The organism is Jeotgalibacillus malaysiensis, assembly GCF_044789845.1.
In the GTDB taxonomy this organism is placed as follows: Bacteria; Bacillota; Bacilli; order Bacillales; family Jeotgalibacillaceae; genus Jeotgalibacillus; species Jeotgalibacillus malaysiensis_A.
The window spans coordinates 2,287,971-2,311,181 of record NZ_CP085252.1 but is presented as its reverse complement, the minus strand read 5'-3'; the positions used below and the strand labels follow the sequence as shown (position 1 = coordinate 2,311,181).

Annotated in this window: 20 protein-coding genes; 18 read left to right on the top strand and 2 right to left on the bottom strand. The window is 42.8% G+C overall.

The genetic code is table 11. The features are described from left to right. The first annotated feature begins 44 nt into the window (after window positions 1–44). Together LG330_RS12430 and LG330_RS12425 are read left to right on the top strand one after the other, a co-directional pair. Window positions 45–725 (top strand): metal-dependent hydrolase, encoded by a 681-nt coding sequence (locus LG330_RS12430; RefSeq protein WP_404404295.1) that lies wholly within the window; start codon window positions 45–47, stop codon window positions 723–725. 292 nt (window positions 726–1,017) lie between these two features. Further along, a complete protein-coding gene (locus tag LG330_RS12425) occupies window positions 1,018–2,328 on the top strand; it encodes a DRTGG domain-containing protein (RefSeq protein ID WP_404404293.1) in 1,311 nt (436 codons plus the stop codon). A 41-nt stretch (window positions 2,329–2,369) separates the two neighbouring features. Here LG330_RS12425 and LG330_RS12420 read toward each other — a convergent pair whose 3' ends face one another. After that, window positions 2,370–2,690: a YtpI family protein gene (locus tag LG330_RS12420; RefSeq protein WP_404404291.1), complete on the bottom strand. Its 321-nt coding sequence runs from the start codon at window positions 2,688–2,690 to the stop codon at window positions 2,370–2,372. 80 nt (window positions 2,691–2,770) lie between these two features. On the opposite strand from LG330_RS12420, the gene LG330_RS12415 reads away from it, so the two are divergent. The 9 genes from LG330_RS12415 (at window position 2,771) to LG330_RS12375 (ending at window position 14,375) form a co-directional block, all read left to right on the top strand. Next, entirely contained in the window at window positions 2,771–3,706 is a 936-nt protein-coding gene (locus tag LG330_RS12415; RefSeq protein ID WP_404404289.1) for a bifunctional oligoribonuclease/PAP phosphatase NrnA, read from the top strand. A 32-nt stretch (window positions 3,707–3,738) separates the two neighbouring features. Continuing rightward, window positions 3,739–7,047, top strand: coding sequence for a DNA polymerase III subunit alpha (gene dnaE, locus LG330_RS12410; RefSeq protein ID WP_404404287.1), 3,309 nt, complete (start codon window positions 3,739–3,741; stop codon window positions 7,045–7,047). 97 nt (window positions 7,048–7,144) lie between these two features. Then, on the top strand, window positions 7,145–8,383 hold the full coding sequence (locus LG330_RS12405; protein ID WP_404404285.1) for an NADP-dependent malic enzyme: 1,239 nt from the start codon (window positions 7,145–7,147) through the stop codon (window positions 8,381–8,383). Beyond that, the gene (locus LG330_RS12400; protein WP_404404283.1) at window positions 8,380–9,009 is read left to right on the top strand and encodes a FadR/GntR family transcriptional regulator; all 630 of its coding nucleotides are present in this window, start codon (window positions 8,380–8,382) and stop codon (window positions 9,007–9,009) included. Before LG330_RS12405 ends, LG330_RS12400 begins: the two co-directional genes overlap by 4 nt. Before the next feature lie 13 nt (window positions 9,010–9,022). Continuing rightward, window positions 9,023–9,883, top strand: a complete 861-nt coding sequence (gene accD, locus LG330_RS12395; protein ID WP_404404281.1) for an acetyl-CoA carboxylase, carboxyltransferase subunit beta — start codon at window positions 9,023–9,025, stop codon at window positions 9,881–9,883. After that, on the top strand, window positions 9,877–10,839 hold the full coding sequence (accA, locus tag LG330_RS12390; protein ID WP_404404279.1) for an acetyl-CoA carboxylase carboxyl transferase subunit alpha: 963 nt from the start codon (window positions 9,877–9,879) through the stop codon (window positions 10,837–10,839). Before accD ends, accA begins: the two co-directional genes overlap by 7 nt. 299 nt (window positions 10,840–11,138) lie before the next feature. Further along, window positions 11,139–12,098: a 6-phosphofructokinase gene (pfkA, locus tag LG330_RS12385; protein ID WP_404404277.1), complete on the top strand. Its 960-nt coding sequence runs from the start codon at window positions 11,139–11,141 to the stop codon at window positions 12,096–12,098. Between the two features lie 21 nt (window positions 12,099–12,119). After that, window positions 12,120–13,880 carry a pyruvate kinase gene (gene pyk, locus LG330_RS12380; protein WP_404404275.1) on the top strand — a complete coding sequence of 587 codons (1,761 nt, stop codon included), beginning with the start codon at window positions 12,120–12,122 and terminating at the stop codon, window positions 13,878–13,880. Window positions 13,881–13,985: 105 nt separating this feature from the next. Then, window positions 13,986–14,375, top strand: coding sequence for an FxsA family protein (locus tag LG330_RS12375; protein ID WP_404404273.1), 390 nt, complete (start codon window positions 13,986–13,988; stop codon window positions 14,373–14,375). 29 nt (window positions 14,376–14,404) lie between these two features. Here LG330_RS12375 and LG330_RS12370 read toward each other — a convergent pair whose 3' ends face one another. Continuing rightward, entirely contained in the window at window positions 14,405–15,472 is a 1,068-nt protein-coding gene (locus LG330_RS12370) for an AI-2E family transporter (protein WP_404404271.1), read from the bottom strand. A gap of 47 nt (window positions 15,473–15,519) precedes the next feature. Between LG330_RS12370 and LG330_RS12365 the strand changes: the two genes are divergently transcribed. The 7 genes from LG330_RS12365 (at window position 15,520) to pnpS (ending at window position 23,147) form a co-directional block, all read left to right on the top strand. Then, entirely contained in the window at window positions 15,520–15,990 is a 471-nt protein-coding gene (locus LG330_RS12365; RefSeq protein ID WP_404404269.1) for a DUF441 domain-containing protein, read from the top strand. A gap of 228 nt (window positions 15,991–16,218) precedes the next feature. Then, window positions 16,219–17,334, top strand: a complete 1,116-nt coding sequence (citZ, locus tag LG330_RS12360; protein ID WP_404404267.1) for a citrate synthase — start codon at window positions 16,219–16,221, stop codon at window positions 17,332–17,334. A 112-nt stretch (window positions 17,335–17,446) separates the two neighbouring features. Next, entirely contained in the window at window positions 17,447–18,715 is a 1,269-nt protein-coding gene (icd, locus tag LG330_RS12355; RefSeq protein ID WP_041120932.1) for an NADP-dependent isocitrate dehydrogenase, read from the top strand. Window positions 18,716–18,777: 62 nt separating this feature from the next. Continuing rightward, window positions 18,778–19,722, top strand: a complete 945-nt coding sequence (mdh, locus tag LG330_RS12350) for a malate dehydrogenase (RefSeq protein WP_404404265.1) — start codon at window positions 18,778–18,780, stop codon at window positions 19,720–19,722. 160 nt (window positions 19,723–19,882) lie between these two features. Then, on the top strand, window positions 19,883–20,359 hold the full coding sequence (locus LG330_RS12345) for a MaoC/PaaZ C-terminal domain-containing protein (RefSeq protein ID WP_404404263.1): 477 nt from the start codon (window positions 19,883–19,885) through the stop codon (window positions 20,357–20,359). Window positions 20,360–20,670: 311 nt separating this feature from the next. Then, window positions 20,671–21,381 (top strand): response regulator, encoded by a 711-nt coding sequence (locus LG330_RS12340; protein WP_404404261.1) that lies wholly within the window; start codon window positions 20,671–20,673, stop codon window positions 21,379–21,381. Beyond that, a complete protein-coding gene (gene pnpS / locus LG330_RS12335) occupies window positions 21,378–23,147 on the top strand; it encodes a two-component system histidine kinase PnpS (protein WP_404404259.1) in 1,770 nt (589 codons plus the stop codon). Before LG330_RS12340 ends, pnpS begins: the two co-directional genes overlap by 4 nt. The last annotated feature ends 64 nt before the right edge of the window (window positions 23,148–23,211 follow it).

Here is a 23,211-nt window from a genome sequence, read left to right as displayed (position 1 = left end):
AAGGGAAAACTTGAGAGAGAAACCGTAACCTAGGAGGAATGAAAATGAAAATTTCTTACCATGGACATTCAATTATTAAAATTGAAACAAACGGCAAAACAATTTTGATTGATCCTTTTATTAATGGAAATGAACAGACAGATCTGAATGCAGATGATCAGAATCCTGATGTGATTCTGCTGACACATGGACATAATGATCATGTTGGCGACACCGTTGAAATTGCTAAACGGAGTAATGCGCTGGTCGTGGCACCATTTGAACTTGCTAATTATATGGAAATACAGGGGCTAAACACACACCCGATGCATATTGGAGGCGCGTATGAATTTGAATTTGGAAAAGTGAAATTCACACAGGCTTTCCACGGCTCATCTTATACAACTGAAGATAATCAGATTATCTATACTGGTATGCCTGCAGGGATTTTATTTATGGCTGAAGGTAAGACCGTCTACCATGCAGGAGATACTGCATTATTCAGCGATATGAAGCTAATCGGTGACAGACACCCGATCGATATTGCATTTCTGCCAATCGGTGACAACTTTACAATGGGACCTGAAGACGCAGCCTATGCAGCAGAGCTCCTTCAGGCAACACACGTTGTACCAATTCACTACAACACATTTCCGCCGATCAAGCAGGACCCTGAGAAATTCATCAGTATGTTAAAAGAGGGACAGGGTAAAATGATGCATGCCGGGGATCAAGTAGAATTATAAAAAGAATTGAATGGGAAATATTCAATATAATATTTTAGTGCAGCGAAGCGTAAGGCGGCGACTCCAGCGGGATATGACGGACAGCTGAGACCCCGGAAGCCGCAGGCTGAGGAGGCTCAGCGCCGTCCCCGCGGAAAGCGTCCGCCTGAAGCGCAGCGAAACGATTTGGAAGGGCTAAGACATTTTTGTCTCAGCCTTTTTGTTTTGTATTTTCTAACCGATTTGAACCTTTCTTACCACTGCGGTTATAATAAAGGAACGAATGCAGGAACGAGAAAGCGGGGATTAGCGATTGGCTACAAAACATGAACAAATACTACAACATATAGAATCCCTGCCTGTCGGAAACAAGATTTCCGTAAGACAGGTAGCAAAACATATGGCCGTCAGCGAAGGCACAGCCTACCGGGCGATAAAAGAAGCAGAAAATAAAGGATTGGTCAGTACAATTGAACGGGTCGGCACAATCAGAATTGAGAAAAAGATCCGTGAAAACATTGAGCGGCTTACTTATGCTGAAGTCGTCAATATAGTAGACGGACATGTGGTCGGCGGAAGAACCGGTCTTCATAAGACACTGAACAAATTTGTGATTGGCGCTATGAAGCTTGAGGCGATGATGAGATACACAGAAGCCGGGAACCTGCTGATTGTTGGTAACAGAACAAAAGCACATGAATATGCGTTAAATGCCGGAGCGGCTGTACTAATAACTGGAGGATTTGACGCAGAAGAGTCTGTCAAAAAACTCGCAGATGAACTTGAGCTCCCGGTGATTTCAACAAGCTATGATACGTTCACAGTAGCGGCCATGATCAACCGGGCAATCTATGACCAGATGATCAAAAAGGAAATTGTCCTCGTTGACGATATACTCATCCCACTGGAACAGTCCTATTATCTGAATGCAAAGTCCACCATCAAAGAATGGGAGAACTTAAATAAAGAAACGCACCACAGCCGTTTTCCTGTCGTTGATGCATCATCGCTGAAAGTAACAGGGATGGTTACCGCAAAAGACATTATCGGCCGCGATAAAAATGAGCTTTTAGAGAAGGTCATGACGAAGTATCCACTGACTGTAAATACAAAAACAAGTGTAGCCTCAGCAGCTCATATTATGATCTGGGAAGGAATTGAGCTGTTACCTGTAGTAAATGAATCACACCAGCTGCAGGGTGTGATCAGCAGGCAGGATGTACTGAAAGCATTACAAATGATCCAGCGTCAGCCGCAGATGGGTGAAACCATCGACGACCTGATTTTAAAAGAACTGCAGGTTGAAAAAAATGAAAATAAACGCCAGGTTTTTCAGGTAACACCACAAATGACGAACCATCTCGGCGCGATCTCATATGGTGTATTCACTACATTGGTCACCGAGTCAGCCAATCAGCTGCTTAAGGAATATAAACGGAGTGACCTGGTCGTTGAAAATATCACCATTTATTTTATTAAGCCTGTACAGATGGAAAGCACGCTTGAAATTGTTCCGAAGCTGCTTGATGTCGGCCGGAAGTTCGGGAAGGTTGATGTCGAAGTGTTCAGCGATGGAACGCTCGTGGGCAAGGCTATGATGATGTGTCAGCTGCTTGAAAAATAGTGAAACCGGCTGCTTGCAGCCGGTTTCTCTGTTTAATTAAATTAGTGATTCCAGTTGTTTTCTTCTTCCGCCAATAAAGGCGTATAATGTTTATAGGCTTTATATCTAACCCATGCACTTGAAAAACCGATGATGATGAAGATCAGTGCGATGATATAAGTAAAGATCAAATCAGTTGCAAGCTCAAAGTTAAACAGAAAAAGGGTATTCAGCCCTATTAATCCCATTCCTGTACCGAGTGCCATTCCTGCGCGGCTTTTCTGCCAGGCCTTTTCTACAGGGCGGGGTGTACGGATCTGCTTTGTCTTGAAATAGAGATAAGCAACTCCGGACATAATGATCAGAAACACTAAAATTGCCATTTTGATTCCTCCAATAATAAACTACTATTATTGTAAAGGCTTATCAGAGTAAATTCCACTAATTCAGGGAGTGACAGACGGTGAAAGAGCAAATCATTGAACAAATTAAGCTATATGACAAAATTATCCTACATAGACATGTAAGACCTGATCCAGATGCATACGGGTCACAGGCCGGACTTGCAGAAGTGATTAAAGAATCTTTTCCCGAAAAGAAAGTCTATACAACAGGAGCGCCTGAGCCTACACTCAGCTTTTTACATGAGCTTGATGAACTGAAGGATGAAGACTTTAAGGATGCATTAATTATTGTCTGTGACACTGCAAACACAGACAGAATTGATGATCAGCGCTATAAAAAAGGTGCGAAAGTGATTAAAATTGATCACCATCCAAATGAAGATGCTTATGGCGACCTGTTATGGGTGGACACTTCAGCAAGCTCAGCCAGTGAGATGGTCTATGAATTATACCTGAGCGGAAAAGATAACGGATTAAAAATGTCTGACGCTGCTGCAAGACTGATCTATGCAGGAATTGTCGGAGATACAGGCCGCTTTTTATATCCGAGCACAACACAGAAAACTTTTGATTATGCAGGTGAATTGATTAAGTATGACTTTGACAGATCAGAACTTTACAATTCACTTTATGAAATGGATGCACATGTGTTAAAGCTTCAGGGATATGTACTTCAAAACTTCCACATGTCAGAGAATGGTGCAGCACATATAAAATTAACGAAAGAAAAACTTACTGAATTTAATGCAGCTCCATCTGAAGCGTCTCTTCTTGTCAGCACGCTCGGCAGTGTGAAAGGGATCCGCGCATGGGTGTTTTTCATTGAAGAGGAGAAAGAGATCCGTGTACGCCTGAGATCGAAGGGACCTATTGTAAATGAACTCGCTAAGCAGTATAACGGCGGTGGCCACCCGGTTGCAGCCGGTGCTTCAATTTACAACTGGACTGAAGCAGAAGAAGTGATTGAAAAGCTCGAAGCGATCTGTAAAGCATAAAAAATTTATCACGTGATGAAAGGGGATCCAGGATGACTTTTACTCATTTGCAGGTGACAAGTGCCTATAGTCTGCTCAGCAGCACAATCTCAATACCGGAACTGGTTGCACTGGCGAAGCGTGAAAAGCAGACTGCGCTGGCACTGACAGATCATAATACGATGTATGGCGTGATCCCCTTTTATAAGGCTTGTCAAAAAGAAGGGATTAAGCCGATTATCGGATTAACTGCAGATATCAGCGGAAGTGATGAACAGTCATTTCCGCTTGTTTTACTTGCAGAAACAAATGAAGGCTATAAAAACCTGATTAAAATATCCAGCGCAATTTCGACAACAGAAAAGCCGCTGCCGGAGAAGTGGCTGAAAGCATATTCAGGAGGGCTGATCGCCATTACGCCAGGCATGAATGGAGAGATTGAAAGCTTATTGAGGAACGGTCAGATTAAAGAAGCTGCAGCACGCGCATTACAGCTTCAAAACATGCTGGGTCAGGAACAATTTTACCTTGGAATTTCCAATTTTGATCGCCGGGAAGATGAAGAATTGAACACACTCATCCGTACTCTCTCTGTAGAAACGGCGGTTCCACTGGCAGCTACATCTGAAGTGAGGTACAGTGAGCCGGCTGATAAAACAGCTTATGAAGCATTAATTGCACTCCGGGATGGTCTGACGGTGGATGAAGTGAATACTCATGGAAGTTTCCATTTCAGATCAGCTGAAGAAGTTGAAAAGCAGTTGTCAGATGCCCCTGAAGCACTTGAGAATACTTACCGTATCACTGAGCGCTGTGGGGTTACGATTGATTTTTCAACATCACATTTGCCGGTTTACCCTGTTCCGGATGACGTGACCCAAAAGGAAGTCCTTGCATATCTTTGTGAGGAAGGCCTGAAAAAACGGGTGGGAAAAGTCACAGAAGAGTATCTTAAGCGGCTTGAATACGAACTGAAAGTCATCGATCAGATGGGCTTTAATGATTATTTTCTGATTATATGGGATGTCATGAAATTTGCGCGTGAACAGCATATTCTCGCCGGACCCGGCCGTGGATCAGCTGCAGGTTCACTGACAGCCTATGCGCTATTTATTACACATGTCGACCCGATTGAACACAAGCTGTTATTCGAGCGTTTTTTAAACCCCGAACGTGTGACGCTTCCGGATATCGATCTCGATTTTCCGGATGACCGGCGTGATGAAGTGATTCAATACACAGCTGAAAAGTACGGCAGAAAGAAAGTAGCACAGATCGCCACATTTGGGACACTTTCTGCAAAAGCTGTTGCCCGCGATATGGCGAGAGTTTACGGCATGAGCAGCGGGGAAATGGAAGTGATCTCAAAATCAATTCCATCTCTTCACGGTATTACGTTAAAAGAGGCGTACCAGCAGTCACAATCACTTCAGCGGTTTGTGAACCAGTCAGACCGCTACAAAGAGTGGTTTAAAACTGCCATGAAGCTTGAAGGTCTTCCAAGGCATACTTCAGTACACGCAGCTGGTGTCATTATCAGTGATGTGCCGCTTGCAGAGGTTGTCCCGCTTCAAAAGGGAACTGACTATGCTCATATTACGCAGTGGCCAATGGGTGCGTTAGAAGAAATCGGACTTCTAAAAATGGATTATCTTGGACTCAGAAACCTGACGATTTTACACAGGGTCATTCAGTCTGTGCGGCAGACTGAACCGAAATTTGATATAGAAAAAATTCATGAGGACGATCAGGCTACTTTTGAGCTTCTTGGAAAAGGATGGACGAGTGGTATTTTCCAATTTGAAGCTGAAGGTGTGACAAAGGTTTTAATGACGCTTAAACCATCAGAATTTGAAGATCTTGTAGCGGTTAATGCATTGAACCGTCCGGGCCCGATGGAATTTATTCCTCAGTATATAAAAAGAAAGTACGGTCATGAAAAAGTTCCTTATATTCATCAGGATCTTGAACCTGTCTTATCTTCCACTTATGGCATTATCGTTTATCAGGAGCAGATCATGGAGATTGCTTCAAGATTTGCAGGGTTCTCTCTCGGTCAGGCTGACGTGTTAAGAAGAGCAGTCAGTAAAAAGAAAAAGCAGGATCTTGACCGTGAGAGAAAAAGGTTCACTGATGGTGCTGTCAAAAAAGGATATACGAGTGAAGCGGCAAATGAACTGTATGATCTGATTGTCAGATTTGCTGATTATGGATTTAATAGAAGCCATGCAGTGGCATACAGTAAAATCGGCTATCAGCTTGCTTATCTGAAAGCGCATTATCCTGTGGCATTTATGGCAGCGCTCATGACCACTGCCACAGGTAATGAGGATAAGACTGCTCATTATATAAAAGAATGCAGAAATCTCTCCATTAAAGTAACACCGCCGGATATTAATAAAAGCATGCGCTATTTCAAGGGTCAGCAGGGTGAGATTATATACAGCCTGAGTGCAATCAAAGGGGTTAACAAAGCGGCAGCTGAAGAGATTATGAAAGTCAGGCAGGAACAGCCTTTTCGGGACTTTTTCGACCTTTGCAGCAGATTAAATCCCAAGCTTGTGAACAGAAAACTGCTTGAACCGCTCATATTTTCAGGCGCACTTGACAGTTTTGGGCAGGATCGATCAGTCCTGCTTGCTTCAATCGAGGTTGCCATCAGTCACGCCGGTCTGATGCAGGGAGAAGGCAGCTTGTTTGAAGGTCTTGATATTAAACCGAAACACGCTAAGGCATCCCCAATGCCTGATGATCAGAAGCTTGCACATGAAAAAGAAGTGCTTGGCATTTATTTATCCTCCCATCCTGTGTCCGTCTACCGTGACAGTCTTAGCGGTACAGGCGCGGTTAGAATTGATGAGGTAAAGACGGGCACAAACACTATGATCGGTGCTCTAATAAATGAAGTACGGGTGATCAGAACTAAAAAAGGCGAAAATATGTGCTTTATTCTATTAAGCGATGAAACAGGGGATATGGATGGTGTCGTGTTTCCTGACGTCTTCAGAAAGCAGTCATCGCTTATTCAAAAAGGAATGACGCTCGTATTGACTGGAAAAACTGAGGAGCGGAACGGAAAAAATCAGTTCGTGGTTCAGCATGCAATACCTGCTGATCAATATAATGGATCGAAAAGTGAGAAAACCCTCTTTTTAAGAATTCCGGAAGCGATGGATTCAAAGGATACTTTCGACATGATTGGTAAATATTGCAGACAGTTTGAAGGCAGAACCCCGGTCATTGTGTACGATGCAGAATCGGGAAATAAACAGAAGCTGGACATTGACGGTGTAAACCCCGTTGATGCCCTTATAGACCGGCTGATTCAGCTGCTTGGAAATGAAAATGTAGTCGAACAATAAATTGCAAATGTAGAATTGTTTTTGTTATAGTGAATAAGAATGTGGTCTGACCAATTGTTAAATAAAGGGGTAACCCAAAAAATAGGAGTGAAGTTCGTTGTCATTACGAGATGAAGCACTGCATATGCACAGAGTGAATCAGGGGAAACTGGAGACGAAATCAAAAGTATTAGTTAGAAATGCCGAGGAGCTTAGCCTGGCATATTCACCTGGTGTAGCAGAACCGTGTAAAGAAATCTATGATAAGCCGGAAACGGTATATGATTATACAATGAAGGGGAACATGGTTGCAGTTGTATCTGATGGTACAGCAGTACTTGGTCTTGGCAATATCGGACCGGAAGCTTCACTGCCTGTAATGGAAGGGAAAGCTGTGCTCTTTAAGAGCTTCGCAGGCGTAGATGCTTTTCCAATCTGTTTGAATACAACAGAGATTGATAAGATTGTAGAAACAGTGAAGCTGATGGAGCCTACTTTTGGGGGCGTCAATCTTGAAGACATCGCTGCACCAAGATGCTTTGAAATTGAAGAACGTCTGAAAAAAGAAACAAATATTCCGATCTTCCACGATGACCAGCATGGTACAGCGATTGTAACTGTAGCAGGTCTTGTGAATGCCCTTAAAATAACAAATAAAGAGTTCTCTTCAATCAGAGTCGTCATGAACGGAGCAGGAGCGGCCGGAATTGCGATTATCAAGCTGTTATACAGCTATGGTGTAAGAGATATCATTATGTGTGATTCTAAGGGAGCAATTTATGAAGGACGTCCTTATGGTATGAATGAGGTCAAGCATAATGTAGCGAAGATCACAAATAGAGAGCGCCTGGAAGGATCCCTTGACGATGTCATTGAAGGTGCAGACGTCTTTATTGGTGTATCTGTAGCTGGTGCACTGACAGAGGAAATGGTCCAGAAGATGAATCAGGATTCGATTATTTTTGCAATGGCAAATCCTGTACCTGAAATTATGCCCGCCCTGGCAAAAGCAAACGGTGCAAAAGTGGTCGGAACCGGACGCTCGGATTTTCCTAACCAGGTAAACAATGTACTTGCTTTCCCGGGGATCTTCAGAGGCGCATTGGATGTGAGAGCAACTCATATTAATGAAAAAATGAAGATCGCTGCTGTAGAGGCGATTGCGTCACTCATTTCTGAGGATGAACTGAATGCAGACTATGTCATTCCTGCTCCTTTTGATCCGAGAGTAGCACCAGCTGTAGCTTCGCGTGTTGCGAACGCTGCAATGGAAACAGGGGTAGCCAGAATTAAAGTGGACCCTGAAGAAGTCAGAGAGAAAACTGCACGTTTATCTCAAATTGGAAAAAGTGAGTGAGTGACAGACATTTGAATGAACATAAAAGATATGTATCTGTTGTCCACCAGATCAGGGACATGATCAGGGAAGACCGTCTTACAGCCGGCAACAGGATCCCATCAGAGCGTGAACTGTCGGAGCGATTCGGCGTTGCACGCTCTTCTGTGCGAGAAGCGTTAAGAGCACTTGAGCTGCTCGGGCTTATCGAGACGAGAAGAGGAGAAGGTACTTTTCTCAGAGACTTCAGAGACCATCACCTGATTGATCTGCTAGGCATGTTCATTCTACAGGAGAGCCGTGCCGTCAGTGATGTCGCTGAAGTGAAAACATGGCTTGAAGAAGATGCATTTAGAAGAGTCTCAGCCTTATCAGAAGATGACAAGTTGCACCTGTATGAACATATTTCATCTAAATATAAAAAATCAGAGCTTACATCATTAACGCATTTGAAAAGAGAACTGGTAGAGGCCGGGGGAAATCAGCTTTATACAAAAATCTGGCTGATCCTGAATGACTTTTATCATGCTGAGATACAGACGCATGTGCCTCTGACAGAAGGAATAATGGCTGATTTTTATCAATACTTACTTTCAGAAGATACTGAGCAGTCGCTGAAGCTGATCACAAATATAGATTATGACTAGGGAGGAAGCCAGGTTGCTGAAGGATATATTTGCTAAAAAGAAAAAATACGCAACGATTCCATCTGAACATGATAAAAATGATGTCCCGGAAGGAATATTGACCAAGTGTCCTAAATGTAAAAAGATCATTTACACGAAAGAAATTTACAAGAATCAAAAGGTTTGTCTGCAGTGTGGTTATCACCACCCGATGAACGCTGCTGAGAGAATTGAATGTCTGGCTGATGAAGGTTCTTTCAAGGAGTTTAACCAGCAGTTGACTTCTGAGAATCCGCTTGGGTTCCCTGACTATCTCGAAAAGCTTGAGAAGGATAAGAAAAAGACAGGTTTAAATGAAGCGGTTGTAACAGGAACCTGCTCAATCAATGGCAATCAGGCAGTGCTGACGATTATGGATTCGACTTTCAGAATGGGGAGTATGGGCTCTGTGGTCGGTGAGAAAATTGCAGAAGCTGTCAGATTAGCTGAAGAAAAAAAACTGCCATTCATCATTTTCACAGCAAGTGGTGGTGCAAGAATGCAGGAGGGCGTTTTATCGTTAATGCAAATGGCGAAAACGAGTACAGCTCTCAAACGCTTTAGTGATAAAGGCGGACTGATTGTTTCAGTCATGACTCATCCGACTACAGGAGGCGTTTCGGCAAGCTTTGCTTCCCTGGGTGATTATAACTTTGCAGAACCGGGTGCGTTAATTGGATTTGCCGGAAGAAGAATTATTGAGCAGACAATCAGAGAAAAGCTGCCAGAAGATTTTCAGACAGCAGAATTCCTGATGGAACACGGTCAGCTTGATCAGGTCATCTCCCGTCTAGAGATGAAAGAAAAATTAAGTGTGCTTCTTTCTCTGCACAATAAAGGAGGAGCATCATGGTAAACGAACTGGAGTTTGAAAAACCGCTTAATCAGTTGCGTGAAAAAATCAATGAACTAAAAGCATTCACAGCGGATTCTGAAGTTGACCTAAGTGAGGAGATCGCAAAGCTTGAAGACCGCCTGATGCGGCTCGAGGCAGATGTCTATTCTTCAATAAAGCCATGGGATCGCGTACAGCTTGCAAGACATCCGGAACGTCCGACAGCACTTGAGTACATAGAAGAGCTTTTCGAGGACTTCATGGAAATGCACGGAGACCGTCTGTACGGTGATGATCACGCAATTGTAGGTGGCATTGCAAGCTATAAAGGGAACCCTGTGACTGTGATTGGTCATCAAAGAGGTAAAGATACAAAAGAAAACATTAAGCGGAATTTCGGTATGCCGCATCCTGAGGGTTACCGTAAAGCGCTGCGCCTCATGAAACAGGCTGAGAAGTTTAACCGCCCGATCATCTGCTTTATTGATACAAAGGGTGCATACCCTGGTAAAGCGGCAGAAGAGCGCGGTCAGAGTGAAGCGATTGCCCGCAACCTGTTTGAGATGGCAGGTCTTACTGTACCTGTCGTATGTATTGTCATCGGTGAAGGTGGAAGTGGTGGTGCACTGGCGCTTGGTGTAGGAAATCATCTGCATATGCTTGAGAACTCAACTTACTCTGTCATCTCTCCTGAAGGAGCAGCCTCCATTCTCTGGAAAGATGCAGGTCTTGCAAAACAGGCGGCAGAATCAATGAAGATTACTGCACCTGATCTGAAGGGAATGGGCATTATCGATGAAATCATTCCTGAAGTAAAAGGCGGGGCACACAGAGATACAAAGCAGCAGGCATCAGCGATTGATCAGGTGCTGCTTCAGTCGTTAAAGGAATTATCAGGGTTAGATAAAGAAGCATTAGTCGCGCAACGCTATGAAAAATTCCAGTCAATTGGTGAGTTTACAAAAGAAACTGTTTAATCGAAAAACCTTTTCAGATCTTATCTGAAGAGGTTTTTTCCTGTGTGAGATGTGTAAACAATAGAAGAAAGGAACATTCAGGTTATTATGTGTCTAAAATGTGTACAATTATGAATATTTAAGCGTTTACATGAATACTAGCTTTAGAAGAATGTATGAGACTTTAAGCTAATGATTGAGAACAAAACATCTTCGTGTTATTTTTAAAAGGATGAAAACGAACTTGTACATCCAACTTCGGAACACTATTTCTGTGAAATAGTTAACATAATTTTTCAATTAAAGGTGGGAACATCAAAATGAAAAAAATTGGCGTACTGACCAGTGGTGGAGATGCTCCGGGTATGAACCCTGCGATCAGAGCGGTCGTAAGAAAAGCCATCTACCACGGGCTTGAAGTATACGGAATTTATCAGGGTTATCAGGGATTAATTTCCGGTAATATTGAAAAGCTTGAGCTTGGTTCTGTTGGTGATATTATTCACCGCGGGGGAACGAAGCTTTATTCTGCGAGATGCGAAGAATTTAAGACGCTTGAAGGTCAGAAAAAAGGAATTGAACAGCTGAAGAAATTCGGTATTGAAGGTCTTGTTGTTATTGGTGGAGACGGCTCTTATATGGGAGCAAAAGCATTAACTGAACATGGTTTTCCATGTGTAGGTGTGCCTGGTACAATCGATAATGATATCCCGGGTACTGATTTTACAATCGGATTTGACACTGCACTTAATACAGTGATCGATGCAATTGATAAAATTCGTGATACAGCAACTTCACATGAGCGTACATTTATCATTGAAGTAATGGGCCGGAATGCAGGCGATATCGCGCTTTGGTCAGGACTATCAGGTGGTGCTGAATCAATTCTGATTCCTGAAGATCCATATAATCTCGAGAAGGTTGTCGATAAGATTAAAAAAGGGCATGCGCGTGGTAAAAAGCACAGTATTATTATTGTCGCTGAAGGCGTCATGTCAGGCGGGGAGTTTGCTGCCCTGATGAAGGAAAAAACAGGCGTGGATACAAGAGTATCTGTCCTTGGACATATGCAGCGCGGTGGATCACCGACAGCTTCAGACCGCGTTCTTGCAAGCCGTCTTGGCGCGCGTGCCGTTGAACTGTTAATGGAAAATAAGGGTGGACGTGCTGTAGGTATTCAGAAGAACGAACTCGTTGATTATGATATTATTGAAGCATTGAAGATGGAGCATAAAGCGGATGTTGATCTGTACCGCTTATCACAGGAACTATCTATTTAATTGATTTCAGGAGGTAAACAAATGAGAAAAACTAAGATTGTATGTACGATTGGCCCTGCAAGTGAGAGTATTGAAAAGCTGACACAACTGATGGAAGCTGGAATGAATGTAGCGCGTTTGAACTTCTCCCACGGAGATTTCGATGAACACGGTGCAAGAATCAAAAACATCCGTGAAGCTGCAGCAAAGCTTGGTAAGAATATCGGAATCCTTTTAGATACAAAAGGTCCTGAAATTCGCACGAACACAATGGAAAACGGTGCGATTGAGCTTGTTGCCGGTAATGAAATCATCGTATCAATGGATGAAGTAGTAGGAACAACTGAAAAGTTTTCTATCACATACAGCGACCTTGTCAATGATGTGAACGAAGGCTCAAAAATCCTTCTGGATGACGGTCTGATTGGACTTGAAGTACTTTCTGTTGATAAGAGTGCGGGTGAAATCAGAACGAAAATCATGAACACTGGTACGCTTAAAAATAAAAAAGGTGTTAACGTACCTGGCGTATCTGTTAATCTCCCTGGTATTACAGATAAGGATGCAAGTGATATTCTTTTTGGAATTGAACAGGGAGTAGACTTTATTGCTGCTTCATTCGTTCGCCGTGCATCTGATGTAATGGAGATCCGTGAACTTCTTGAAAAGAACGGTTCTCCGAATATCAACATCATTCCTAAGATCGAAAACCAGGAAGGTGTAGATAACATCGATGAAATTCTTCAGGTTTCTGATGGCCTGATGGTTGCCCGTGGTGACCTTGGTGTTGAAATTCCTGCAGAAGAAGTACCATTAGTTCAAAAACAGCTGATCCTTAAGTGTAACGCTGTAGGTAAGCCTGTAATAACTGCCACTCAAATGCTTGACTCAATGCAGCGTAATCCGCGCCCAACACGTGCTGAAGCGTCTGACGTGGCAAACGCGATTTTTGATGGCACAGATGCAATCATGCTTTCAGGCGAAACAGCTGCCGGAGACTATCCTGTAGAATCCGTTCAGACTATGAACAACATTGCTTCAAGAGCTGAAGAAGCACTTGATTATAAAGCGATCCTTTCTAAGCGCAGCAAGCGTTTTGAGCGTAATATGACGGATGCAATCGGTCAGGCTGTTGCACACACAGCATTAAACCTTGAAGTAAACGCAATTATTGCGCCAACTGAAAGTGGTCACACGGCTAAAATGATTTCTAAATATCGTCCTGAAGCTACAATTGTTGCTGTGACAGCTGATACGGCTGTATCAAGACGTCTTGCACTTGTATGGGGCGTATACGCTCAGGTTGGAGTAAAAACGGAAACAACTGATGAAATGCTTGATATGGCCGTTACAGAAAGCTTAAACAGCGGCTGCGTAAAGCATGGTGACCTCGTTGTGATCACGGCTGGTGTACCTGTTGGTGAATCAGGTACAACGAATCTGATGAAGATCCATATTGTAGGTGACGTACTTGCAAAAGGGCAGGGAATTGGACGTAAGTCAGGATTCGGTAAAGTCGTAACAGCTTCAAATGCAAAAGAAGCGCTTGATAAAGTAACAGAAGGATCAATTCTGGTTACGATCGGCACTGACAAAGATATGATGCCTGCAATTGAAAAGTGCTCTGCACTGATCGTTGAAGAAGGTGGATTGACAAGTCACGCTGCTGTTGTTGGTCTGAACCTTGGCTTACCTGTTATCGTTGGTGTGGACAACGCCATTGCAACATTCACTGATGGACAGGAAGTAACAGTTGATGCAGAACGCGGAGTTGTCTATAACGGACACGCAAGCGTACTGTAAGGAATAGTGAAAAACCTGAGCGGATTTCCCGTTCAGGTTTTTTTAATATGAAGCAGATTATGCTAAAATGAACATAGCGCGTAATGTTGAAAGGAGAAATTCCTTGTGAGATGGCTCATGCTTTTAATTATTATTGTTCCCGCACTCGAAATCGCAATTCTGATCAGTGCTGGTAATCTGATTGGTGTACTGCCAACAGTTCTGTTAATCATACTAACCGGTGTTTTAGGTGCTTATCTGGCGAAATCCCAAGGACTTCAGGCTTTGAAAAAGGTACAGAATATGACTGTATTGGACGGGGCCCCGGGTGATGCCGTCATTGATGGGTTGTGTATTTTAATTGGTGGAGTTGTCTTACTAGCACCAGGTTTTATTACAGATGCGATTGGATTCTTTTTATTGATTCCCGCAACAAGGAATTTAATGAAACCACTTATTTATAAATGGGTTCAAAGAAAAATGAGAAACGGTAACGTGATCATTCACAGACCATAACACACAGCTGCTGCTGTGTGTTTTTTACATCATTGTTTATCCAGTGGGTTTTCTCCGGTGGAAATATAACGCCAGACTACATGGAGCAGCCGGATCTTAATTAATACAGCAAAAATAATTATAAATAAAGGAGTTAACAAAAGCCCCTTTACGCCAAGCAGGCTAACAGAAGTATATAGGAAAATCAGCGCCACTAATGGATGCAGCCCCATTCTGTCACCGATCACTTTAGGTTCAGTTACTTGTCTGACACCAATAATCACCAGATAGATCAAGACTGCCCCTGCTGCATGAGCCGGACCTGTGTGAATCATATAAAAAATGGTAAGCGGCAGAAAAAGAAGCATAGAACCGGCAAGTGGAACAAAATCAAGTACAGCAGACAAGAGTGCAAATAAAAATGGATGAGGGGTACCAAGCAGCAGCAACCCGGTTAAAGTAATAATAAAAGTAAATAATGAAAGTAATAGCTGAGACAGAAAGTAAGCGCCTGCTTCACGAAAACCTAATGAACGGATCTGTTCAAGCTGTTTAACTAATTCACCCGGCAGTTTATTTTTCCAGGATTTAAAGTCAGCCAATATATAATATGCAGCGATATACATCATACCCATTGAAAATAAAGCTGAAGGAAGGTTGCCTGCAGATTTTGATATCTCACTGATCAGCTGTTTCCCGGCATTAATGAGAAGATGCTCTATTTCTTTCATTAGCATTGATAAATGGCTGTGAGTGAGATAGGGATGAGTCAAATCATGCATAAATCCAGGGAAGGTTTGAACAGTGTCCTGAATTAAATTCAACAGTGATGAAGTATAGACAGGTAACCGGGTCAATAAATAAAGAATTTCGTTATTTAAAAGTACATAGCATCCTGTAAGAATTAGAGGTCCGGTTATAAGCAGTATAATCAATCCGAGCAGCACACTCAGCTTATAAGGGAGTTTTACATATTCATATAGCAGTTTGATGAATGGATATAAAAGAGTGGCAAGCAGCGCTCCTGCTGTAAACGGCCAGAAGTAAACCAGGACAATACGTACAGTGAAGAGAAATAATAGCATGATAACTAAAATATGAAAACATCGCTTTATCACGGGCTTGTCCTCCTGTATGAAGTGCGAATGAAATGGAGGGATAAAAAATGATAAATCCGGCAATGATCTTTTTAATTTTATTACTGGCAATCGGCTTCTTTGCCAAAAATAATTCGCTGATGATTGCAGTCCTATTTCTTATCTTATTAAAAGTGGCAGGTGCTGATGAGAAGATTTTTGCATTTATCCAGGGAAAAGGAATTAATTGGGGGGTCACAATTATTACAATTGCTGTACTTGCTCCTATTGCAAGCGGCGCAATCGGGTTTAAAGAGCTGACAGATGCGGTAAAGTTACCATATGCGTGGGTTGCACTTGCAACCGGTATAGCTGTAGCACTGATCGCAAAAGGCGGCATTTCACTGCTTCAGGAGGATCCTCATATTACAGTGGCACTTGTCTTCGGGACAATTCTCGCTGTTGCTCTGTTTAACGGAATTGCTGTCGGACCTTTAATTGGAGCTGGGATTGCCTACAGTACAATGAAAATTTTCGAATGGGTTTCAAAGGCATTTTGAGGCTGTCAAATTTCGTCAAATTAAATTAATCCCGGTAAATTAATGCGTTTTCATTCACAAAGTTCTGATTATTGATTATAATGGACAATGTAAGCGCATCCGAAATGACGAATTCTATTCTGTCAGCTGACTGAGCAATCGCTCAGTTTTTATGTGATGACAATTCCGTATTTTAAATGCCGGTCTGGCTTTAAATACAAGACTAAGGTTAAAAGGAGAGATTTGTTTATGACAGCAACGAGAGGTTTAGAAAACGTTGTAGCAACCACTTCATCGATCAGTTCAATTATTGATGACACTCTTACATACGTTGGTTACAATATCGACGATTTGACTGAAAATGCAAGTTTTGAAGAAATCATTTATCTGCTTTGGCACTTACGTCTGCCAAAAGAGAATGAGCTTGCAGAACTTAAACAGCAGCTTGCTGATAACATGGCGATTCCTGATGAAGTCATTGCACAAATTAAGGCGATGCCTGTAGATAAAGTGCATCCAATGGCAGCTGTCCGCACGGCAGTTTCAGCGCTTGGCCTGTTTGATGAAGAGGCAGATGTAATGGAAGAAAAAGCAAACTACCGCAAAGCAGTGCGCCTTCAGGCGAAGATTGCAACAATCGTTACTGCTTTTGCACGTATCCGTAAAGGCCAGGAGCCGATTGCACCTAAAGCCGACCTGAGCTTTGCAGCTAACTTCCTTTATATGCTAAATGGCGAGTTACCTGAAGACATTGAAGTTGAAGCAATGAATAAGGCGCTTGTTCTTCATGCTGACCACGAGCTGAACGCTTCTACATTTACAGCACGCGTATGTGTAGCAACATTATCTGATGTTTATTCAGGTGTAACTGCTGCAATCGGCGCACTTAAAGGCCCGCTGCATGGTGGAGCAAACGAGCAGGTAATGAAAACGTTAACTGAGATTGGTTCAGTTGAAAACGTTGAGTCTGTTATCCGTAAGAAGCTTGAAAACAAAGAAAAGATCATGGGCTTCGGTCACCGTGTATACCAGCAGGGCGATCCTCGTGCAAAGCACCTTCGTGAAATGTCTAAAAAGCTGACAGAGCTTCGCGGAGAATCAAAATGGTATGAGATGTCTGTTAAAATCGAAGAAATCGTGACGTCTGAAAAGAAACTTCCGCCGAACGTGGACTTCTATTCAGCTTCTGTCTACCATAGCCTTGGTATTGATCATGACCTGTTCACGCCAATTTTCGCAGTAAGCCGTATATCAGGCTGGCTGGCTCATATTCTTGAGCAGTATTCAAATAACCGCCTGATCCGCCCGAGAGCAGAATATACTGGTCCTGGCATGCAGGAATATGTACCGGTGGAGAAGCGATAATTTCACAGAACATTTTACAAACTGACAGATAACTGATGTAATAGTAACTAAAGCCTAAGGGACTGACGGACTCTGTCAGTCCCCGGCCAATGATATTTGGAGGGAAATACTTATGACACAAGGTGAAAAAATTTCAGTATCAAACGGCAATCTTCAGGTGCCAAACAATCCAATCGTACCTTTTATTGAAGGTGACGGTACAGGTCCGGATATCTGGGCTTCTGCACAGCGCGTATTAGACGCAGCTGTTGAAAAAGCTTATAACGGAGAAAAGAAAATCGAATGGAAAGAAGTACTTGCGGGTCAGAAAGCATTTGATCAGACTGGTGAATGGCTTCCACAGGCTACGCTTGATGCGATCAACGAGTATTTCATTGCTATTAAAGGACCACTTACAACACCAATCGGCGGAGGAATCCGTTCATTAAACGTAGCGCTTCGTCAGCAGCTTGACCTTTTCACATGCCTGCGTCCTGTACGTTACTTTGAAGGCGTACCTTCACCGGTTAAACGTCCTGAAGACACAGATATGGTGATCTTCCGTGAAAATACTGAAGATATTTATGCTGGTATTGAGTTCGCTGAAGGATCAGATGAAGTGAAAAAACTGATCAACTTCCTTCAGGATGAAATGGGTGCGACAAATATCCGCTTCCCTGATACAGCAGGTATCGGTGTAAAGCCGGTATCTAAAGAAGGTACTGAGCGTCTTGTGCGTGCAGCAATTAACTATGCACTGACTGAAGGCCGTAAGTCAGTAACACTTGTGCACAAAGGGAATATCATGAAGTTTACTGAAGGTGCTTTCAAGCGCTGGGGTTACGATCTTGCTGAGCGTGAATTCGGAGATAAAGTATTCACATGGAATCAGTACGATCAGATTAAAGATGAGCAGGGTACAGACGCTGCGAATAAAGCACAGAGTGATGCTGAAGCAGCTGGAAAAATCATCGTAAAGGATTCAATTGCAGATATCTTCCTTCAACAGATCCTTACTCGTCCTGCTGAGTTTGATGTAGTTGCAACAATGAACCTTAACGGAGACTATATCTCTGACGCACTTGCAGCACAGGTTGGCGGTATCGGAATCGCACCTGGTGCTAACATTAACTACGACACAGGACATGCGATCTTTGAAGCAACACATGGAACTGCTCCAAAATACGCTGGTCTTGATAAAGTGAATCCATCTTCAGTGATTCTTTCAGGCGTACTTCTTCTTGAGCACCTTGGCTGGAACGAAGCTGCAGACCTGATCTCTAAATCAATGGAGAAAACAATTGCATCTAAAGTTGTAACGTATGACTTTGCACGTCTGATGGATGGCGCTACAGAAGTGAAGTGCTCTGAATTCGGAACTGCTCTGATCGAAAATATGTAAGACAGTCAGGCCGGCATTTGCCGGCCTTTAACTACATACTTTAACACCGGGAGGAATAAGAAATGGCATTCACACGTAATAAAATCTCAGTCGTTGGAGCAGGCTTTACCGGTGCAACAACTGCATTGTTTTTAGCTCAAAAAGAACTCGGAGATATTGTACTTGTAGACATTCCTCAAAATGAAGGGCCGACTAAAGGTAAAGCGCTTGATATGCTTGAAGCGGGTCCTGTTTTTGGCTATGACGTAACGATCAAAGGTACATCTGACTATGCAGATACTGCAAACTCTGATGTTGTGATCATTACAGCAGGCCTGCCAAGAAAACCAGGCATGAGTCGCGATGACCTTGTCCAGACGAATGAAAAAATCATGAAAGCAGTCACAGCTGAGATTGTAAAACATTCACCGGACACAACAATCCTTGTTTTATCAAACCCGGTAGATGCCATGACATATACAGTTTTCAAAGAGTCCGGCCTTCCAAAAGAGCGTGTAATCGGTCAGTCCGGCGTCCTTGATACAGCAAGGTTTAATACATTTGTCGCTGAGGAGCTTGGATTATCTGTTAAGGATATTCAGGGATTTGTACTCGGAGGTCACGGGGACGATATGGTTCCGTTGACGCGCTATTCAAATGCAGGCGGCGTGCCGCTTGAAAAGCTGATTCCTAAAGAACGGCTTGATGAAATCATTGAACGTACAAGAAAAGGCGGAGGTGAAATCGTAGCGCTTCTTGGCAACGGGTCAGCTTATTACGCACCTGCTGCCGCCCTGATGGAAATGACTGAAGCGATCTTAAAGGATCAGAAGCGCGTACTGCCATCAGTTGCCTATCTCGAAGGAGAGTACGGGTTTGATGGTATTTACCTCGGCGTACCTACAGTCCTTGGGGGCAATGGAATTGAAAAAATTATGGAACTTGAACTGACAGATGATGAAAAATTACAGCTTTCTAAATCTGCAGATTCAGTCCGCAGTGTGATGACCGCATTGTCATCGACGTAATTGTGGGGAGGAACTGCTGATTCAGGCAGTTCCTTTTTTGCAAAGTGATATAAAACGCTTCTTTATTTGAAGGATCATCCTTTATAATAAAGACACAAGATAAAGAATATAAGCAGTAAAACTCAGGGGTTATGAATAAAGTCAACAGGGGGGAGAAAACATGTTACTCGGAAAGAAACGAAAAATCGGACGTCAGATAGAAGATATGTCAATCGGGGAAAAATTAACGCTCACTGAAAAAATCGAAGACAAGGATCTGCTGTTATTCCTTGGTTTAACAAATGATTCAAATCCGCTCTATATCCAACATGATTATGCGTCACAAACTTCCTATAAAAAACCGATTGTACCAACCATTATGCTGACAGGTTTCGTAACTTCAGCTGTTTCAAAATATATGCCCGGCCCGGGATCTCATATTAAAAGTCACAATCTAAGCTTCCCGAAGCCGCTATACCACTACGCGACGGTTGATTATGTATTCGAAATTAAATCCATCGACCGCCCGAAATCAGAAGTCGAAATCAGCGTGCGTGGCACAGACGAAAGCGGAGACACAGTCATCGAAGGCAAAGTCGTCGTATGTCCGCCAGACAAACTCCAAAAATTCAACAGCTCAGCATTGGATAACTTTTAAAAAGGCCTATATGGTCTTTTTATTTTTGAGAAATTCAGTATAAATTTATTTTCTTGTAGCTGATGATTGTAGCGTAAGGCGGCGACTCCGGGACGAATAGTGGGAAGCTGAGACCCCACAAGGCGAAGCCTGAGCGATAAAGGTTGGACCACACAACGGTCCTCCGTCCGGAAAGCGTCCGCCTGAAGCGGAGATCAGCAGCGGTTCATTTAGGCTTTACAATTCACATAATAAAATCGCCATCACTAATGAATATGTACTATAATGGAATCGGATGATCTGGGGTTAATACTAGCTACTGGAGGGTTATGATGAAGAAAAAAGTACTGGTTGTAGATGACGAACAGTCGATTGTGACACTGTTAAAGTATAATTTAGAACAGTCAGGCTATGAAGTATTAACAGCATATGACGGTGCGGAAGGAATTGCGCTTGTAGAAAATGAGCATCCGGATTTATTGGTGCTTGATCTAATGCTGCCTGTAATGGATGGGATCGAAGTATGCAAACAGCTTCGCCAAAAGCAGATTCATATTCCAATCATTATGCTCACTGCAAAAGATGAGGAATTTGATAAAGTGCTGGGGCTGGAACTTGGAGCCGATGATTATATGACAAAACCTTTCAGCCCGCGTGAAGTGGTTGCCAGAGTAAAGGCAATACTCCGCAGATCCGGACGGGTGGAATTAAAAGAACCTGAAGTGGAAGAGGATTTTATCGAGCTTGGGGAAGTGAAGGTATATCCTGAACAATATGAAGCTTATTATAAAGGAGAATCTATTGATCTGACACCGAAGGAATTTGAATTACTTGTTTATTTAATTGAAAATAAGGGCCGCGTTTTAACGAGAGATCAGCTGCTGCAAACGGTATGGAACTATGATTTTGCTGGCGATACCCGTATTGTAGATGTGCATATCAGCCATTTGCGTGAAAAGATTGAAGAAAACACGAAAAAGCCGGTATATATTAAAACAATCAGGGGTCTCGGCTACAAAATGGAGAAGCCGAAAGTAACGTGAGGCTCACGTCATTTAAAGGCCGGCTGCTTTTTGCATTAATTACACTGATTGTATTAGTGCTGGTAGGCTTAGGGATTATTATTGGAGAGCTGGTAAAATCCTATTACCTGAATGCACTGCATTCAAGATTAGAAAAAGAAATGAATATTGTGATCAATCAGACTGAACGTGAACCTTCTTTCAGTGAATTGAGATCTGAATTATTTGATGAACTGAGTGAAGTGCTGGAAACGAGGATTACGATATTAAATGATGATACCGAGATCGTATATGATTCCGGTCAGGCGGTCTCAGATATTAATCATGAATCGATGCTGGATGAAATTGATAACTCTCTGCCAGAGCCTTCAAACGGCATTGTGAGGTTTCCCGCCGATGCGGATGATAGCAGCTTCTACTATATCAGCAGTATAGAAACGGGATCTGAAAGCGGGTATGTCGTGCTCGCAGCTGCCTTTGAAAACCTTGAGAATGTCTACCGTCAGATCTGGCTGATTCTGGCGATTACACTCGGGGCAGCGCTTGGTATGATTATTTATATCGGTGCGCGCATCACCAACCAGTATACAAAGCCGATTGAATCAGCAACTGAAGTAGCGATTCAGCTTGCAAAAGGGAATTACAAAGCCCGTACATTTGAAGATAGAGCTGATGAGACAGGTATGTTAAGCAATGCAATCAACATTCTTGCGAGAAACCTGCAGGAAATGGTCAGCGAGCAGTCTGTTCAGCAGGACAGGCTGAAAACGCTCATTGAAAACATGGGAAGCGGACTGATTATGATCGATAAGCAGGGCTATATCGTACTGGTCAACCGGCCGTTTCTGACTTTCTTTCATTCAGATATAGAGGACGTGCTGAACGAGAGTTACGTGTCCGTTTTTAAAAATCAGCAGGTAAACGCACTGGCTGAGGAAGTATTTCTAACTGAACAGCGTGTCAGGCAGCAGATATTAATTGAGGAAACTTTTCCGCATAAACACCTTGAAGTGTACGGGGCGCCGATTATCGGTGAACGAAGTGCATGGCAGGGAATTGTGCTGGTTTTCCATGATATATCAGAGCTGAAGAAACTTGAACAGATGCGTAAAGATTTTGTCGCAAATGTATCACACGAAGTGAAAACACCGATTACATCAATTAAAGGTTTTACTGAAACGCTTCTCGATGGTGCGATGAATGATAAAGGAGCGCTTGAATCCTTCCTCCAAATCATTGCCAAGGAAAGCGACAGACTTCAAATGCTGATACAGGATCTGCTGGAGCTTTCCAGAGTGGAGCAGCATGGCTTTAAGCTGAATCTCAGCCAGGTTGATATTGCTGAAACCTTAAAAGATGTATCGTTAATGCTTGAGCAAAAAGCGGATCAGAAAAATGCTTCGATTCAGCTGGATCTGGAATCGCCGCTCGTAATAGAAGGAGATGCAGACCGGCTGAAGCAGGTATTTATTAATCTGCTGACTAATGCTTTGACATACTCTTATGCTGATCAGAACATTATTGTGAAATCAAAAAAGCTGAAAAATAAAGTGCAGCTTCAGTTTATTGACCATGGAATCGGCATGGAAAAAGAAGAACTGTCACGGATATTTGAGCGTTTTTACAGAGTCGATAAAGCCCGCAGCAGAAACTCAGGGGGTACCGGGTTGGGACTTGCCATCGTCAAACATATTATCGAAGTGCATAATGGGGAAATCACTGTTGAAAGTGAGCCTGAAAAAGGAACGGTTTTCACACTTACACTGCCTTTAAATGTGAATAAGTAGCAGGAATGTGAATCTTTACATGAAATTTACACTGGCATGACAGTGACTTAATATTTCATTGGTA